Genomic DNA, 15,682 nt, shown 5'->3' with positions numbered 1-15,682 from the left:
TCACAGCGAGCCGGGTCGCTGCGCTCCTCGGCCGCTCACGCTCCGCGTGAGCGGATGCGGCTCGCTCCGCTCACCGCCGGGCGGCACGCGCTCCGCGCCCGCCACCCAACCGCAGGGCATCCGGCCCGCGTTGCGGGCCGGGGCCGGCCTCCGGCCGACCCGTGGCCTCCGCTGCGCTCCAGCCACTCGGGGCGCGGGTCCCGCTCCCCTACCAGCCAGGCGTGCCAAGCTCCGCGCGGCCCACCCACGGGCCTTACGGCCCGAGCGGCAGCAAGAGGAGGGAGGGGTGACAGGTAGTCGGGCGAGTGACGGAGGTTCGGGGGCCGGCCACCCGCGAAAAGGGGTGAGGCTGAGGGGGCGTCAAGGTCCCGGATTGGCTGGCGATAAGGCAAGGCTAACAGCTTTCAGCCACGTTCGGAGGAATCTCGGCATTCTTTGTGCTTCATTTCTGCAAGCGAGATAGACTCTGGACTCAGAGCACACCACACCGGACCGCTCCGGAGGGTTATCGAGATCCACCCGGCCGCCTTACCGGTGTTCCGGTGGGGCGGATCAACCAGCCGATCGCGTCAGTCCAACCGTAGCCCTTGTGGCTCCTCTACGTGCAGGTTTCCCGTTTCCCGCCGCTCGCATCGACCGGACGGCACCCCAGGAGAAGGCAGGCGATATGTCGAGCACAGACCGCGCTGATCAGCGCGAGGCAGCCCAGCGAGAAGCCATTGACGCGGTCGTGCGCGCCCTCGAATTGCCTGCAAGATCACTTGTGCCCGAACGGGGGCTTCGAACGCAGGTGATCATGGCGACCGGGTCCGGGAAGACCCGGGTGGCGGTCCGCAGCGCGGAGGAGCTCCACGCGGGCCGTGTGCTGGTGCTCGTGCCCTCGCTGGATCTGCTCGCCCAGACCGAGGCCGCGTGGCGCGAGGGGGGCCGCCGGGGCCCGATGATCGGTGTGTCCTCGCTTCGGGGTGAGGAGGTGTCCTTCCCTAACACCACGGACGTGGACGAGCTGGTGGAGTGGGCGCGGGGCCTGGAGAAGGTGACCGTGTACGCCACGTACGCCAGCCTCGGTCTGGGCACGCTGGAGCGGGCGCACGCCGGGGGCCTCGCGGCCTGGGACCTGATCGTGGTGGACGAGGCCCACCGCGTTTCGGGCCGGATCGGGAAGCCGTGGGCGGTCGTCCACGACAACCAGAAGATCCCGTCCCTGCGCCGCCTGTACATGACGGCCACGCCCCGGCTGTGGCAGCTCGGGGACGAGGACGAGGCCGGCGCCCCGGGCGAGCTGGTGGCGAGCATGGAAGACGACCCCGAGGGCCCCTTTGGCAGCCGCTGCTTCACCCTGACCCTCTCGGAGGCGATCGACCGGGGAATCTGTGCCCCCTACCAGGTCGTATGCGTGGACGTCACCGACACCGCCCTTCAGGCCGCGCAGCTCCTGGGCGCCGAAGGCCGCTCGGCAGAGGTCCGCGGGGCCCGACTCGCCGCCCTGCAGACCGCCCTGGTGAAGGCTTCGGCCGAGGAGGGCTTCCGCCGCACGCTCGTGTTCCACCACCAGGTCCGCGAGGCCGAAGCGTTCGCGGCCGGCCTCCCCGACGTCGCCGCGCAGCTGCACGCCAGCGACCCGGAGCTGTATCCGAAGACGATCTGGGCGGACTGGCTGTGCGGCGACCACAAGCCGCTCCACCGCCGTCGGCTCCTCGGGGAGTTCGCGGCCGGGATCGCCACGGACGGCACCGTGGTGGAGAAGTGCTTCCTCTGCTCGGTGAAGGTCCTGGGCGAGGGCGTCGACACCAAGCACTGCGACTCCGTCTACTGGGCCGACGTACGCGGCTCGATGCCGGACCTGGTCCAGGCCGTCGGCCGGGCGCTGCGGATGCAGCCGGGCGAAGGCAAGGTGGCCTCGCTCGTGGTGCCGGTGCTGCTCGGGCCGGGCGAGACGGCGGACAACATGCTGACGAGCCGGGCGTTCGGCGGGCTGGCCAAGCTGCTGGAGGCGCTGCGGGCGCACGACGCGCGGATCGTGGAGACCCTCGCGGAGCAGCAGGCCCCGAGCCGCTACAAGCCCGTCAGCAAGGACGACAGCGGGAAGAGCACGGGCGGGAGCGGCGAGGGCTCCGGAGGCGTCAGCGCCCCCGCCAAGGCCCTGCTGAAGTTCTCTACGCCCCGCGACCCGGCCGCCCTCGCCGCGTTCATCAACCTGCGCGTCCTCAACCCCGAACACGAGCACTGGCGGCGTGGCGTTGAGGCCGCCGTCATCTACGTCCGCGAGCACGGCGACTTGAAGGTGCCGTTCACATTCCGCGTGCCCGCCGTCGACCACCAGGAGGCGGAAGGCGAGGGGTGGCCGGCCTCGCTCGCCGGGTTCCCGCTGGGGCAGTGGACCGCCGACACGCGCCGGTTCTACGCCCGCGACGACATGGACGAGGACCGCGTCACGCAGCTGGAGAAGCTCGGCATGATCTGGAGCCACTACGACGTCGCGTGGGAGGAGGGCCTGTCCGCTGCGCGCGGGTGGGCAGCCGAACACGGCCACCTCCTGGCCCCGCTCGACGCCACCTACCAGGGGTACCGGGTGGGCACCTTTCTGAAGAACGCGCGGGCCGCCGCCCGCAAGGCGCAGGAGAACGAGCTGCGGCGTGCCGAGGGGCTGCCCGTGGAGTCGTCGGCCGGTGCGCTGTCGGACGAGCGGCGCGAGCAGCTGGAGGAGATCGACGCGTCCTGGTGTCCGTCGTGGCCGGTGACGTGGCAGCGGTGCTTTCACCTGGTGCGGATGCACCTGGACGCCGGTGAGGCGCTGCCCACCGAGGCGGGCGACGTTGTGCGCCAGGGCGAGGATCTCGGGCGGTGGGTGCAGTCGGTCCGGCTCGGCTGGGACCAGCTCACCACCGTGCAGCAGTGGATGTGCGAGCAGGTCCTCGGCATCGAACCCGCGACCGAGGACGAGAAGCCGCCGCCGCGCCGTACGCAGGCCGACAAGTGGGCGATGAACTACGCGGCCGCCAAGCAGTTCTACGAGCGCGAGGGGCACCTCCAGGTCCCCAGGAAGTGGGTCGAGCGGATCGTCGGCGAGGACCAGGAGGAGCGGGAGCACAAGCTGGGTGCCTGGATCGGGAACCAGCGCTCCCGGGCGGCGACGCTGACGCCGGAGCGGATGGAGCTGCTGTCCGCGATCGGGATGCGGTGGTCCTGATGGTGGGCATCGTCGTCACCGCGGCCGCCACGCTCACGGCCGGCTACCTGCTCGGGCGGCTGCGCCCGTGGCAGCGGCTGGGCGACTGGGCGGCCGATCAGGTCCGCTTCACCGGAACGTGGGTCCGGGGCGGCGCTGCCCGCCAGGCCGTCGTCGTTCTGACCCACGCCGTCACCGCACCGCGCACCAGCTGGCGCATCATGCGCGCCCCAACCACCGAGACCCGAGCGCCGACGCCCGTACGCGATCCGGACTGGGTCGCCAACCGCCGCCAAGGAGAGCACGAGTAGACGCAAGGTCACTGACTGCCTTATGGGCAGTCGACCCCCTAGACCCCCATCGACAGCGCAAGGCCCGGACCAGGTGTCCGGGCCTTCGTCATGCCCTGGGATCTCTTCTCCCGGTCACTGCTGTCCGGGCCCCGGCTTCCGGCCCTACGGGGTGAAAGAGCCGTGCCCGCCAGGACGAGACGCAAGCACCTGCGCCCTGCCACTGTCCCGCCCGCCATGTCGAACTCACGCCGGAGGCAGTACCGATGACCACCCGCCAGACACCCGGGGCAACACCCGCGCCGATCGCCGCTACGCTGAACACGCCCACCCTGGGCCGGGCCGAAGCCCCACAGGGACGCTCTCCTGAGAGCCGCAGCAGGACCGCCGACCGCGAGGCGCGCGTCACCCCCACGCGGACGACACCACCACAGGTGTCCGCCGTCTCTGTTCCTCCGCCTCGTAGGAGACTCCCGATGCCTCGGGACCCGCACCCGCGCTCCCCCATACCCGCCCGCCCCGAACCGCCCGCCCCGGCCGGCGCAGGGACGCCGTCGGAGACACCGCTGCTGTCGGTGCACGCCGCCGTGGTGTTCCTGGCGGCCGTCATCATCGGCCTCGTCATGGGCGGCCTCATGTTCCTCCACGACAAGTCCGTGCCCACAGCCGTCGCCGCGGGCTTGGGTTCCTTCGGGCTCAGCGTCCCCGTGCTGCACAAGCTGATCGGCTGACCGGCGGCGGGCCGGGCGCAGCATGTGCGCCCGGCCCGCCGCCTCCGTCAAGCAGCGTGGAACTCGTGGGCCTGGCCGCCGCGCCACTCCACCCACTGCGGGTCGTCCCAGATGGCCTCGGTCGGTGACGCCGACGCCCTCGAGGAACACGACCAGGTCGTGGTCGCTGTAGGCGGTACCGAGGATCTCGTCCTGGCCGCCGCTGTGCACGGTGACCCTCCGGCCGCCCGAGCTGGAGGGCCGGTGCACGACGATCGGTGCGCTGCTCACGCCTCCCAGCGTGCCCCGGGCCGATCGGCTGGGCGAGTCGGCCCGGCTCAGCGGCGCAGGCGCGACAGCCAGCCGCTTGCCTTCTGCTCGGGCACGGCCGGCTCCTGCTCCTGGTCGTGCTCCTCCTGCCGGGGGCTCACGCCCCAGGTCCGGTCCAAGTCGGCCTCGTACTGCTGGTCGCAGTCCCCGCACAGCGACGGGTGCTTCGCTGGGGAAGCAGTCCAGCCGACGGGCTTGGTCGCCTTCCATCGTTCGTCGGTGAACGCGGCACCGCACTCGGTGCAGACGGGGCGCTCGGGGGCGGGCCAGAAGTCGCCCGACCCGGCCTCGCCGCGTGCCGGCTCCTGGCGCTCCTGCGTGCCAGCCGCTGGGCTGACGGCGGCGGTCTTCTGCTTGCAGTCGTCGCACAGGTTCGGGTGGGTCTCGCGCGGGGCGCCCCATCCGGAGGGCTCGACGGCTTTCCACCGTTCGTCGGTGAACCGGGTACCGCAGTCGGCGCACACGGGACGACGGGCCTCTTTCTCCGCCCTGTGCTGTGCGGCGATGCGGCGCAGCTCCTCCTTGTGCTCCCGCTGGCGAGCTGCGTACTCGGCCTGCTTGCGGGCGTCATGGGCTTCACGGCGCGGATTGCCGATCGCCTCCAGGAGGGTCTGGTTCTGCCGTCGGCCGAAGCGCCGGAAGACCGCCCCGGCCGGGCCGTGCTCCTGGAGCTGCTTCATGCCGGTGACCACGATGGGCAGCTTGCCGTCGTACATGTGGAAGCCGGCGTCGTACCAGGTGCCCTTCCAGTGCCGCTCGGTCAGCTCGGCCAACTGCGCGATGACGGTGTTGGGGTTGCGCGGGCCGATCCGGTTGAAGACGAGCAGCAGCGGCGGGTGCGGCTGGTCGCTGTGGCGGCCGTCGGGTACCCACCAGCGGGTGCGCCACATCGGCCGCTCCTTGCCGCCGGTGTCCTTCACCTTCCGCTGGCAGAACCGCATGTACTTGTCGATCTTCGCGGCGAGGACCTGCGCGGACTCGAAGCAGTTGTCGATCTCCACGAACAGCAGCGGCACCCCGTCCTCGGGCGCGGTGATGACGATGTCCGCCTGGGCGCCGCCCTTGCCCGGGTTGGCCCATGTGCCCGTCGCGGGCAGCGCCACCTCGGTCGCGTACGAGGCGATGGTGCCCAACCCGGCGGGCGCGTCGAAGGCGGCCTGCGCGGCGGCGAAGACGTCGGCCGGCTCGCTGGCGAGCTCGGACAGGTCCGGCTTCGGGCGCAGCAGAGCGAGCACAGCTTCGTTGACCGCCATCGGGTGGGAGGCGCCCGTGCGCCCGGCGCCCCGGGCCGGGTCGCCCATCTCCCCCACCGGCCGCCCCAGCTCGCGCGCGGCGGCCTTCAATCCCATCGGGGTGAGGTTGCGCAGCCTGTCCCCGCCCGGGAGCTGCCCGCCGTTCTCCGCCAGGCCGTGCTTGCGCAGATCGGACAGCGCGCCCGTGTGGGAGGCGGTGCGGGCCTGCTTCCGCTTCGACGGGGTCGGCTTGTCGGTGTGACGGTAGCTCAGGTGCGGGGCTGAGATCTGCTGGATCTGTTCGACCGTGGCGACCTTCAGCACTCCGAGCACGCGCAGCGCGTCGCCGCGCAGGTTGTTCGATGACCCCGCCGGGTTCTCCTCACGCTTGACCGCCATCAGCTGCGCTCCTTCCCCGTCGTCTGGCACGCGCGGCCACTTGCCGAGCGTCGGCCGCGCCCGGCCGCCAAGGGCCCCCGGCCCCGGAACCCGATGATCTCCTCCTCTACGGACATCACTTCAGAGTTCAGGAGTAGATAAGAGGGTTGTGACAACGCGGCGCGCGGCCGAATTTGCGCGCTGACCTGGGCTTTCTCCGTCCAGCTCGGTGCCGGGCACCAAAGTGGGTTCCACAGTGGCCTCCCAAGTGCGCACCGTAGGAGGCCGGGACGGCTTGCCCGCTGCTGGTCGGGCCCGTGGTCGGGGCGGGCGCGCCGGGCGCCTGCCGGGGGTCGGTGCGTGGTCATCGCAGTGGCTCCTTCGCTTCGGGCCGCCCTGGTGGGCGGGGATCGAGGGAGCAGCGTGCAGGGGACCCCCTTGTCCGCGGTCTAACCGTGGCCAGGTCAAGGAGAAACACGACGGTGGGCGGGGCGGTAGCAGAGGTGGACAAGGGGGTGCGGTCGGGTTCGTGGTCGGCCCGACCACTCTGGACAAGGGAGCCCGGTTTGGCCCTTGCAGACCCGATTCGCCGGGTTCGGCTCGGGGGGAGAAATCTCTGGTCTCTGTCCACAGGCTGGCGGGCCGACCCTGCTGGGACGACGCCGTGAGTCGCACGGCGGTCATCGTGAGGAGAGGTTCATGCCGTACCTGATCCCGACCCGTACGCCGCTGACGCCCGAGCAGGTGGAGCAGGGCTTCGACTACCTCCTGGCGCTGCAGACGGGCGGCGGTACCTACGCCGCTGGTCGGGTGGAGGCGACCCCGGAGCTGGCGTTCATCCTGCTGCGGCTCGCCGAGGACATCATCTGGCCCGTCACGGCCGTGGACGGGGAGGCCGTCGACCTGTGCGCGGACTCCTTCGTGCTGGACGAGGTCGGGTGCGTCCTGCTGTCCGCGCTGCGGGACTGGGCGCGGGACTCCCCCACCACGGCGGTGCTCGGCATCGCCCGCAGCATCATCCGCTTCGTCCAGAACGTGATCCCCGACCCCGACGACCACGGAGACACCTGCGCCACCCTGGAGGCGATGCGCGACGAGCACCTGACGCTGGCGCACGCGGTGCACTCCGCACCGGGTGCGCACCTCTAACCGCACCTCCGCACCTCAGCACCGGGTGGGAGCGCACCGGTGTGGTGGAGCGCACCCACCCGGTGCGCACTGGTGCGGTGGTACGCCCATCCGGTGCGCACCACGATGCGCACCACCGTCCATCCGGTGCGCTCCACTCTGTGGGCGGTGCGCGCACCGGTGCGGCCGGCGCGCGGGAGTGGTGCGTACCGAGTGGACGGTGGTGCGGTGGAGTGGGCCCGGGTGGAGACGGTGGAGGCGGTGCGTTTCTCCTTGACCTGAGCCGAGGTCAAGGAGAAACGCACCGGGTGGAGGCGCGGCCCTGCTCCCGTCGATGGCGTCCACTTCCACCCGGTGGGCTCCACTCGGTGAGGTGGCTGCCGAGCACGGTGGCGTCCACTCCCGGACGGTGGACTCCACTCGGTGGAGTGGGGGCGGGGCGTCGTCGGTGCGCACCACCGCACCGGGTGCGCGCCATCGGGTCCACTCAGTGGCCGGCCTCCCGGCCGCGGTGCGGTCCGGGTTGTTGTGGGCGGTGCGCCTGCTGGTCGTGCGGGCGCACCGCGTCGGCGTCGGCCTGTGCGGCGGTGCGGTCCGCGAGGACGCGGTCGGCGCGGGCGTCGTCGGCCATCGTGGTGGCCACCTCCTGGAGGCGGCGCAGTCGGTCGGCGGTGAGATCGAGGGCTTCCACGTCCGTGCGGGAGTCTCGCAGGGCCCGCAGCGCCGTCAGGTCGATCGCTTCCTCGCGACCGGCCTTCGGCTCCTGGTCGTCGTGCTCGGGGTCGGCCGGCTCGGGTGCGAGCAGCTGCTCGGGCATCGCCGCCTGCTGGTGGGCGACGACGTCGTACGCCCGGCCCCGCACGGCAGTGGCGGTGGTGGCGCGCATCTGCTCGCGGAGCACCGCGCCAGCGAGGACGGCGCGCTCGTACTGAAGCGGGACGCGGGGGATCTCCCACTCCCCCGCGTCCTGCCCCCTAGGCCGGGGTGCAGCCGGCTCACCGGGATCGGCCGGGGGTTGCCGGTCCGGGTGGGGCGCGGGGCCGGGTGGGTGGCGGCGGGCGGGGAGGTCGGACAGGGCCCACCGGGCGGTGTAGAGGCGGTAGCCGGCCTCCAGGCCGCGGATCGTCTTCGGCTCGCTGATGTCCAGGCAGTGGGTGGAGATGGCGGCGGCCACCACCTGGTCGTCCAGGCCGGGGTCGCGGCGGCGGCCGCGCAGGACAAGGGCGAGGTGGCGGCGGGCTTCGGCGAGCAGGTGCCGACGGTGGAAGCGCCCGCCCTCGTTCATCACGAACACCGTCGCGGCGACGTCGACGGCCGCCAGGGCGACGTCGACCACAGCGGCGACCCGGGCCCGAATCGCCGCAGCCCCGGCACGGGCGTACTCGAGGAGGGAGGTGATGACGTCGGCAGCGACACCCGAGGTGAGGATCGCGCTCGCCTTCCACCACGCGCGCAGTTGCGCGAGCGGCCGGGCCGACTGCTTGGGCGGGCGGGTCTTGCGGGCGGCGATGGTGTTCAGCTTGGCGCGGGCGCGTTCGGAGACCACGGGCAGGAACCGCGGCTCGCCGTCGTCGTCGACGGCGGTGACGTACTCGTGCTCCAGCTCGGTCAGGCAGGCGGCGATCTGGTCGCTACGCCGGGAGGTCCAGCGGATCAGTTCGTGCGGCACCCCGGCGATCTCCATCACCGGCCGACGCCCCGGGGTGACGATGCGCGGCTCGGTCGCCAGCCCCAACGCCTCGCAGACCTCCGCGGCCACCAGCTCGTTGTAGAGCGCGGAGGCGGCCACGGTGTTCTCGTGCAGGGCCGTGGTGTGGATCGAGCCCCACTTCCCGTCCAGACGCTGCCCCTTCACCGACAGCAGCAGATGGTCATGGAGCAGCGGCCGTCCGGAGCGCGCCTCGTAGTGGCGGAAGCGCGCGGCGACCAGACCGCCGGGCGGCCGGACCCGGTAGATGCCGTCCTTGCCGTACCGGATCACCGCGACCTCGTCCTCGATCCACTCCAGCACCCGCTCGATCGCGTACTCGTGCGCGGCCTCGATCACCCGCCGCGTCTCCTCGTCCCCGAAGGCCCACAGGAGGTAGATCGTCGGCTGCGGCCGGAACACGAAGTCCACGCCCGTGACCGTCACCCGGCGTCCGAGGGCGCCGGCCTTGAACGCCTGCTTCTCCGAGTCACCCGCGGCGAGCCGGTCGGCCTCGATCCGGTCCGCGTCCGGGTGGCGGCCGCGCTCGCCGAACAGGTTCCGCAGCTGCGCCTCGGTGACCTCCTCACCCGGCGCAAGTCCGAGGGCGGCAAGTCCCCGGCCCGTCCAGCGCCCGACCGGGACCCCGGCTTGCTCCTGGGCGGCGCGCAGCGGCGTGCGGGCCGGGCGGCGGCCGTCGCCGACGACGGTCTCGCGCAGGTAGTAGCGGTACATCTGACCGGCCCGGACGATCCTGATATCGACTGTCATGCAGACCACGCCACACGGCACTGACCTGCAAGAAAAGGCCGATCAGCCCGGCTTCCCGCCAGGCGGGAGCAGCGGCCTGACTTTCTTCTCAGGTGCCCGCCGGACGGGAAGCGGCTCCGGGCCGGACGTGAATGTCATCGCTCTCCGGCAGCACGCACAGAACGACCCGAACGACACCAGCAAGCACCGCTGAGCATCACCATGCGCCAAGGACGAGCACCGCCAAGGAAGCACCGCCTACCCAGCCCCCGGCAACCGACGGGGGCTTCGTCGTGCTGCCCGGAGGAGACCACCGTGCCCACCTTCGAGACCCTCCCCCGCTTCACCGCCGACCTCCAGCACCTCACCCCCGCCCAGCGCCGGCGCTTCCGCCGCGTCGTCCTGGACGCCTTCGTGCCCGACCTGCGCACCGGCCGCCAGTTCCGCCCCGGCTTACCAGCACGCCGCACCATGTCACCGCGTCGCTCCGCCGTCCGCACGGCGGCCGTGGCGGCCCTGTCCGCCGCCGCGCTCCTCGGCGGCGGTCTCACGGCCCAGGCCGCCGCGCCCGCCCGCGCGACGGGCGCGGTCGTGGAGCTCGCGCCGGCCGGTGCGCTCGCCACCCGGTGCTACTACAAGGTCAACGCCAACGGCGGTCTGCAGATCCGCAGCGGTCCCGGCACCGGTTACTCGGTCGTCTGGTCCTACGCCAACGGCGCCACGATCCTCGCGGAGGTGTCCACCACCAACGGCTTCCGCAAGGTGGGCACCAACCGCTGGGTCTCCGCGGCGTACACCGCCCGTATCGGCGGTCTTCCCTGCGAGTCCTGACAGGGACCTGCAGGGAAGGGTGCCGCCGTTGTCCAGCCCTTCGACGGGCCGTCGGCCGCCGGAAGGTCTTTCCGGCGGCCGGCGGCCTGTCCGCTGCCTGCGACCGGTCTGCGAACTTCGTCACTGAGGTTCTTCAGCGTTGCAGCTCCGGTGTGAGGACGGCCCTTGGCGAGTGACGTCATGCGGTTGGGACTGCACCGGGATCTGCGGAAGATCCGTCGGGACTTCAGGCGGACGGTCGGCGCGCTGGGCACGCCTTCCCGCGTGGTCCGGCTCCCGCCCGGGAAGCGGGTCGGGCCGAGTTCTTCGGGCGACGCGTGCCATGAGGGCGGTGGCGTTGTCCGCGTACGGGGCCGGCGCGGCGTGCGCCGACGGGACGCGGTGTGTGGCGTGGTGTCGGTGCTCGGCGGTGCGGCCGGGCCGCCTGCGTGCTCTGGTTGTGTGGCGGTCAGAGGCCGAACTCGATGTGCTGGAGGTCGAAGAGGCGTACTTCCTCCAGGGTTCCGGCTCGGGCGCCGTGGTTTTGGAAGTAGGTTTCCTTGAGTCCTTCGGCGGCGATCTGCTGGAGTTGGCACTCGGTGGCGCCCTGGTCCTGTGCGGTGAACAGGCGGTGGGCGTAGGGCGGTGGCAGTGCCACGGTGAGGTGGCGTTCGCGGGCTTCGTCCGTGGTGCCGATGGGTGCGCTGTAGCCGAGGCGGCCTTGGATGTCGATGACAAGGCCGGTGCTGGTGCCGGCGGTTTTTTTCGCCTGCGCTTTTACTCGGGGTTGCCATCGTTTTTTCACTTCGCCGGTCAGCCGGGCGGCGAGGTGGGGGCGCGGTTTTTTGAGCTGGTTCCTGACGTACCGCTCGACGGTGCGCTGGGAGATGCCGAGGGCCTGGGCGGTGGCCTTGGTTCCTTTGAGCTGTTTGACCAGGTAGCGCATCTGTGCGCCGGCGCTTTTGGGTGCTGGGCGTGTGATGGCCTGTTCCAGTGCGTTGTCGAGTCCCTCGCCGACCGAGTTGGTCATCTTCGGTGCCCTATTCCCTGGTGTCGGCGGTGGTGAGGTCGCCGGTCTTGATGTAGCGGGCCAGGTTGAGTTCCGGGGTGTGGGTTCGTTCGCGGAGCTCTTCGGCCCACAGGGTGGTCTGGGTGCCTTCGTGTTTGACCATGCCGGGAGACAGTCCGAGCCGGAACGAGCCGGGGACCGTCTTTCCTGCGTCGTCGTAGGGCAGGACGTCCAGGGGTGAGGGTCCGTCGGCGGCGTAGACGGCGCAGTCGGAGAGGACGGCGACCGGGTAGCGGCCGGTGGCGGCGGCCAGTGCCACCATCTTGCGGTGCATGCCTACCCGGGCGCGGGAGATCACGGTGGCGCGGATGTCCGGGCGCCAGGTCGGGCGGGTGAGGGCCGGCCAGGGCTGCCCGGGCCGCCAGCCCTGGCCGCGTGCCTTTTCCTGGAACTTCCCGATGCCGTTCTTCACCGTGGACTTGATCGCGTCCAGGACGATCGCCGCCTGCGGGTCGCGCTGCTTGTAGCCGTGCATCGCGGTGGGCAGTTGTTGTGGTGTCAGGTTGTCGGTGACGCCGAGGTCGGCCATCGTCGACACGTAGGCGTCGCGCAGTCGTTTGTACCAGCTGTCGAGGTAGCGGCCCGGTTCGGTGCGGATGAAGGCTTCGGTGGGGGCGACGTCGTAGCCGATTTCGGTGGCGTAGGCGAGGGTCGGGGTCGCGTACCAGGCGGGTCCCTCGGGGCGCTGTCCGGTCGGGGTGAAGGGGCTGGGCAGCAGGTCGCCGTCGAGAGTGTGCCACTGCTTGCCGACCTTCACACGGGACAGGTCGACGTGGGAGAGGTCGACCAGCCAGGAGCCCGGCGTCTTCGCGTCGAAGGTGGGGTGGGTGACGTGGACGGGCGGGGTGGCGAGGCCGACGACCGCGCCGTTGGCGGCGGCGGCGAAGGCCATGTTCACGTCGATGCCGACGAGATGGCGTCGCATGCATTCGTCATCGGTGAGCGGGCGCGCCCAGTCGTAGGCCTCCTCGAAGAGTTTCTCGGCCGGGGTCCGGATGTGGAAGCGGGGCAGGTGGGCGAGGACGGGGTGGCCGTCGGTCGCCTCGCACGGCGGTGGGTCCATCGGTTCCCTGCCCAGGGAGCCGGGGTTGTGTTCGCTGTGCCGTGTTCCTGTCCCGTCCGGGGCGGAGGCGCGGGTGGGCGGGTGGAGGGCGGTCATCAGCTCCAGGCCGGTCACCGCGGTCGATCCTCGTGGGGTGATGACCCGGGTGGCGTACGTGCCGAGGACGGTGGCGAGTTCGGCGGGAGGGAGGTGGGCGGCGTGGCCCCAGCTGCGGGCATCGAGCGCGTTCCAGGACGGGATGCAGAGTTGGACGCAGGAGCGGCGGCCGCCCTGGGCGGGGCGGTAGATCCGTGCCCAGGGGCCGAGACCGCGCCTGGTGAGCTGCCACCGGGCCCGGGTCAGTTGGGTGATCGTCTTGTGGGTGTTCGGCAGGCGCCCGGCCAGGCGTTCCTCGTCACTGAGCTCGGCGGGCAGGCCGAAGCGTTCGAGCGCGGGCCGGGTGAGGACGAGCAGCGGGTCGGCGTCCCTGCCCGGGCCGGTCAGGCGTGGTGCACCGAGTCTGGCCTCTGCCAGTGTCCATTCCACCAGTGAGGGCAGCGTCCTGGCGGGCACGTCCAGGATCAGACCGCCGACACCGTAAGCGAGGGCCTGGCCGTGGTCGTCGACGTCGATGACGGCCAGCGGCCCGTTCTCGAACCGGGGGTCAGTGGCGGCCGTGGGCGGGGGGGCCGTCCGGGTGGCGTTGTGTGGGTGGAGGCGCGGCGGTGCGGCGGCCGGGCGAGCCGTGGCCGGCGGGCCGGGTACGGACGTGCGTGGCGGGGGCTTCTCGGCCGGCTCGGCGCCGGCCGCCGGAGGCGGAACCGAGGCTGTGTCCGGGGGCGTGGCCGTGTCCGAGGCACGGGCCGGGGCAGTGTCCGGGGCCGTGTCCGGGGCCGGGGACGGGGCTGGGGACGGGGCTGGGGACGGGGACGGGGACGGGGCTGGGTACTTCTGTGCCCATCCCTCCAGCAGGCGCTGGTAGGCGGCGCGGCGCGGAGGCCGCGGTTCGCTACGGCCCGCCTCCCAGTTCTTCACCGTCTGCGTGCTCGTCTCCAAGACCTGCGCGAGGCGCGCCTGCGTGATCCCGGCCGCCTCACGCAACCGCGCCCGCTCCGACGGAGACGGCATCACCGGCTCCCCCGCCAGCAACGCATCCACCGCATCGAACAGCTCATCCTGCGTCGGCATACCTCAGAACCTAACAGACCCACCTACAGATTTATCCCCTGTTTTAACCCCCTGCGGTCTGCCGGATGTCCAGGAGCGGAGTTGGGCGGCGACGGCAGGTACGGAGACTCCGCCGAGCAGCGTGGAGGCCGCGGCGGCCGGTATGCGGGGTGTCGCGCAGCGGCAGGTGTGCGGAAGAGCCGAGCCGGGGCCAGGGCGGTGACCCGTGCAGCGAGTCCGGCAGGCTCAGGGGCACCGCTCCAGCAACAAGACCGAACCCGATCCGCCCCGCGCAACGCCGCCCCCACGCCTTCAGGGCGCGATCACGAAACGTCCGCCGACCGGTCACCAAGAAGGCCGAGCAGCACGGCGAGTGATGCGTCGGGGCCCTCCCCCGCCGTGTCGAGGACGATCTGGACGCCGTCTGCGTACCGGCCGAGGCGGCACGCAGACGGCATGGTGGTCCGGAGCCCGAGAGCCGGGAGCTGGTCAGCTGAAACGGTCCAGGGTGATCCGGGCCTCCTGCGGGTTGCCGTCGTGGACGAGCGACTCGTGGGCGCCCACGTCGTCGAAGGCGAAGCCGTACGCCCTGCCGTCCACCATCTGCGCGTGGATGAAGCGGGAGTAGTGGTTGGTCACGGCGTCCTTGTAGAAGTTCGCCGCGTTGTTGTCGGGGTGGTTCGTGCCGTTCAGCAGGGTGGAGCGGTTGAAGCCCGCGCACAGGGTGCGCGAGATCGGGCCCCGTACCAGATCGTTCGGGGCGTCCAGGTGCTTGTAGCAGCCGAAGACGCTGTCCGAGTCCGGCTTCTGGAACGACGTCACGACCGCGCCCGCACTGTTGGTGAAGTTCATGACGTTCCCCGAGACCCGGCCGTAATACCTGGTGCTCGGCTCGTGCGCGAACGGGGCCACCGTCAGCGTGGAGGTGCTGTAGCGGCTCCAGACCCGGTTGACGTAGTCGTTCAGGATGCCCGTCGGCAGCACACCCGCGCCGACGCCGTGGCCCGGAGACAGCGCGCGCAGGACCGTTCCGTCAGGCCTGGTCTGGATGAGGCCGGCCCAGCCGCCGGGCTGGTTCCTGAGCGAGGTGAAGACCGCGTTGTAGCCGCCCGGCTTGAGGCGGCCGGTGGACTTGACGGCGCCGCCGGGCGCCTTGACGCCGACGGAGTACGGAGCGGAGAACATGTCGACCTGCGTGCTGTTGATCCACAGGCCCGCGTCGTTGAGCGTGTACTCGGTCCAGTTGAACAGGATGTTCCTGTTCGGGTCGCTCGGGTTCTGGACCGCCGGCTGGACCAGACCACCGGTGGTGACCTTGAAGACCAGCTTCTGACCGTACGAGAAGTAGACCCGGCCGGAGAACTTCGGCATCCGGATCGTCATCGACTGCCCATTGCGCGGCCCGGCGATCGACGCGTCCGGCGCAGGGGTGGGCGGGTTGCCTCCGGCCGGCCACGGATGGAACCTGCCGCTCGCGTCGGCCCAGCCCTGACGGCCCGTCGACAGCTCCGTTCCCAGGTTGTAGACGTAGACCTGATCACCGCGGCCCGAATCGTTCGTGAGCGTCAGCGGGATGGTCGCGGGCACCGCCGCCTCCGCGGCCCTCTGGCCGACGGCGGTGGTCAGACCGGCGGCCAGCGCCAGCGCGGCGGTCAGTGAAGCGAGGCTTCTCCAGGGAACGGGCATGCTCGTCCTCCTCATCGGGTTGGATCCGCAAGTGGAACAGTGGGGGCCCCAGACCAATTCTGAGAGCGCTCTCAGAATCCTGCCGGGACGAGACACTGTCAACGAGCCCGGCTCAACTCCTTTCCCTCACAAGGCAGATGGAGGCCTGCACGAGATGGGCCCCGGTTCACCCCGATGACCCGATGACCCGATGCCCCGGCGCGGCTTGCAGGCCGAAGCCCCGCCGGACCGGAC

11 protein-coding genes and 2 pseudogenes are annotated in these 15,682 nt (G+C 71.5%); 6 read left to right on the top strand and 7 right to left on the bottom strand.

Going from position 1 to position 15,682, the window contains the following annotated elements:
• Positions 1-667: 667 nt before the first annotated feature.
• The 3 genes from ACQP09_RS33590 (at position 668) to ACQP09_RS33580 (ending at position 4,190) form a co-directional block, all read left to right on the top strand.
• Complete coding sequence (locus ACQP09_RS33590; protein WP_433394864.1) at positions 668-3,190, top strand: Helicase associated domain protein; 2,523 nt, start codon at positions 668-670, stop codon at positions 3,188-3,190.
• Positions 3,190-3,480, top strand: a complete 291-nt coding sequence (locus tag ACQP09_RS33585) for a hypothetical protein (RefSeq protein ID WP_433394865.1) — start codon at positions 3,190-3,192, stop codon at positions 3,478-3,480. The genes ACQP09_RS33590 and ACQP09_RS33585 overlap by 1 nt, the downstream gene beginning before the upstream one ends.
• Before the next feature lie 455 nt (positions 3,481-3,935).
• Positions 3,936-4,190 carry a hypothetical protein gene (locus ACQP09_RS33580; RefSeq protein WP_229900745.1) on the top strand — a complete coding sequence of 85 codons (255 nt, stop codon included), beginning with the start codon at positions 3,936-3,938 and terminating at the stop codon, positions 4,188-4,190.
• A 47-nt stretch (positions 4,191-4,237) separates the two neighbouring features.
• Here the strand turns inward: ACQP09_RS33580 and ACQP09_RS33575 are convergent.
• Together ACQP09_RS33575 and ACQP09_RS33570 are read right to left on the bottom strand one after the other, a co-directional pair.
• Positions 4,238-4,460 (bottom strand): annotated as a pseudogene (locus ACQP09_RS33575) (hypothetical protein).
• 47 nt (positions 4,461-4,507) lie between these two features.
• Positions 4,508-6,130, bottom strand: a complete 1,623-nt coding sequence (locus ACQP09_RS33570; RefSeq protein WP_433394867.1) for a replication-relaxation family protein — start codon at positions 6,128-6,130, stop codon at positions 4,508-4,510.
• A gap of 678 nt (positions 6,131-6,808) precedes the next feature.
• Here ACQP09_RS33570 and ACQP09_RS33565 point away from each other — a divergent pair.
• Complete coding sequence (locus ACQP09_RS33565; RefSeq protein ID WP_433394868.1) at positions 6,809-7,258, top strand: hypothetical protein; 450 nt, start codon at positions 6,809-6,811, stop codon at positions 7,256-7,258.
• A gap of 93 nt (positions 7,259-7,351) precedes the next feature.
• Positions 7,352-7,519: a hypothetical protein gene (locus ACQP09_RS33560; protein WP_433394869.1), complete on the top strand. Its 168-nt coding sequence runs from the start codon at positions 7,352-7,354 to the stop codon at positions 7,517-7,519.
• Positions 7,520-7,724: 205 nt separating this feature from the next.
• Here ACQP09_RS33560 and mobF read toward each other — a convergent pair whose 3' ends face one another.
• Complete coding sequence (gene mobF / locus ACQP09_RS33555; RefSeq protein ID WP_433394871.1) at positions 7,725-9,695, bottom strand: MobF family relaxase; 1,971 nt, start codon at positions 9,693-9,695, stop codon at positions 7,725-7,727.
• Positions 9,696-9,989: 294 nt separating this feature from the next.
• Here mobF and ACQP09_RS33550 point away from each other — a divergent pair, with 294 nt between their 5' ends.
• A complete protein-coding gene (locus ACQP09_RS33550; RefSeq protein ID WP_433394873.1) occupies positions 9,990-10,505 on the top strand; it encodes a hypothetical protein in 516 nt (171 codons plus the stop codon).
• A gap of 133 nt (positions 10,506-10,638) precedes the next feature.
• On the opposite strand, the pseudogene ACQP09_RS33545 reads toward ACQP09_RS33550, so the two are convergent.
• The 4 genes and pseudogenes from ACQP09_RS33545 to ACQP09_RS33530 form a co-directional block, all read right to left on the bottom strand.
• Positions 10,639-10,738 (bottom strand): annotated as a pseudogene (locus ACQP09_RS33545) (IS5/IS1182 family transposase); the annotation flags it as partial.
• A 215-nt stretch (positions 10,739-10,953) separates the two neighbouring features.
• On the bottom strand, positions 10,954-11,514 hold the full coding sequence (gene tpg / locus ACQP09_RS33540; protein ID WP_433394875.1) for a telomere-protecting terminal protein Tpg: 561 nt from the start codon (positions 11,512-11,514) through the stop codon (positions 10,954-10,956).
• Positions 11,515-11,524: 10 nt separating this feature from the next.
• Positions 11,525-13,783 carry a telomere-associated protein Tap gene (gene tap / locus ACQP09_RS33535; RefSeq protein ID WP_433394877.1) on the bottom strand — a complete coding sequence of 753 codons (2,259 nt, stop codon included), beginning with the start codon at positions 13,781-13,783 and terminating at the stop codon, positions 11,525-11,527.
• A 468-nt stretch (positions 13,784-14,251) separates the two neighbouring features.
• Positions 14,252-15,448: a glycoside hydrolase family 64 protein gene (locus tag ACQP09_RS33530; RefSeq protein ID WP_433394878.1), complete on the bottom strand. Its 1,197-nt coding sequence runs from the start codon at positions 15,446-15,448 to the stop codon at positions 14,252-14,254.
• Between the last annotated feature and the right edge of the window lie 234 nt (positions 15,449-15,682).

Source organism: Streptomyces sp. CA-146814, from assembly GCF_050942385.1.
In the GTDB taxonomy this organism is placed as follows: domain Bacteria; phylum Actinomycetota; class Actinomycetes; order Streptomycetales; family Streptomycetaceae; genus Streptomyces.
The sequence above is the reverse complement of the archived record's forward strand: the minus strand, read 5'-3'. Positions and strand labels throughout refer to the sequence as shown.

What these genes read in the sequence shown, in the direction of transcription:
- tpg (WP_433394875.1), bottom strand. Translation starts at nt 11,514, where the DNA reads ATGACCAACTCGGTCGGCGAGGGACTCGACAACGCACTGGAACAGGCC.
- ACQP09_RS33570 (WP_433394867.1), bottom strand. Translation starts at nt 6,130, where the DNA reads ATGGCGGTCAAGCGTGAGGAGAACCCGGCGGGGTCATCGAACAACCTG.
- ACQP09_RS33585 (WP_433394865.1), top strand. Translation starts at nt 3,190, where the DNA reads ATGGTGGGCATCGTCGTCACCGCGGCCGCCACGCTCACGGCCGGCTAC.
- mobF (WP_433394871.1), bottom strand. Translation starts at nt 9,695, where the DNA reads ATGACAGTCGATATCAGGATCGTCCGGGCCGGTCAGATGTACCGCTAC.
- ACQP09_RS33590 (WP_433394864.1), top strand. Translation starts at nt 668, where the DNA reads ATGTCGAGCACAGACCGCGCTGATCAGCGCGAGGCAGCCCAGCGAGAA.
- tap (WP_433394877.1), bottom strand. Translation starts at nt 13,783, where the DNA reads ATGCCGACGCAGGATGAGCTGTTCGATGCGGTGGATGCGTTGCTGGCG.
- ACQP09_RS33565 (WP_433394868.1), top strand. Translation starts at nt 6,809, where the DNA reads ATGCCGTACCTGATCCCGACCCGTACGCCGCTGACGCCCGAGCAGGTG.
- ACQP09_RS33530 (WP_433394878.1), bottom strand. Translation starts at nt 15,448, where the DNA reads ATGCCCGTTCCCTGGAGAAGCCTCGCTTCACTGACCGCCGCGCTGGCG.
- ACQP09_RS33580 (WP_229900745.1), top strand. Translation starts at nt 3,936, where the DNA reads ATGCCTCGGGACCCGCACCCGCGCTCCCCCATACCCGCCCGCCCCGAA.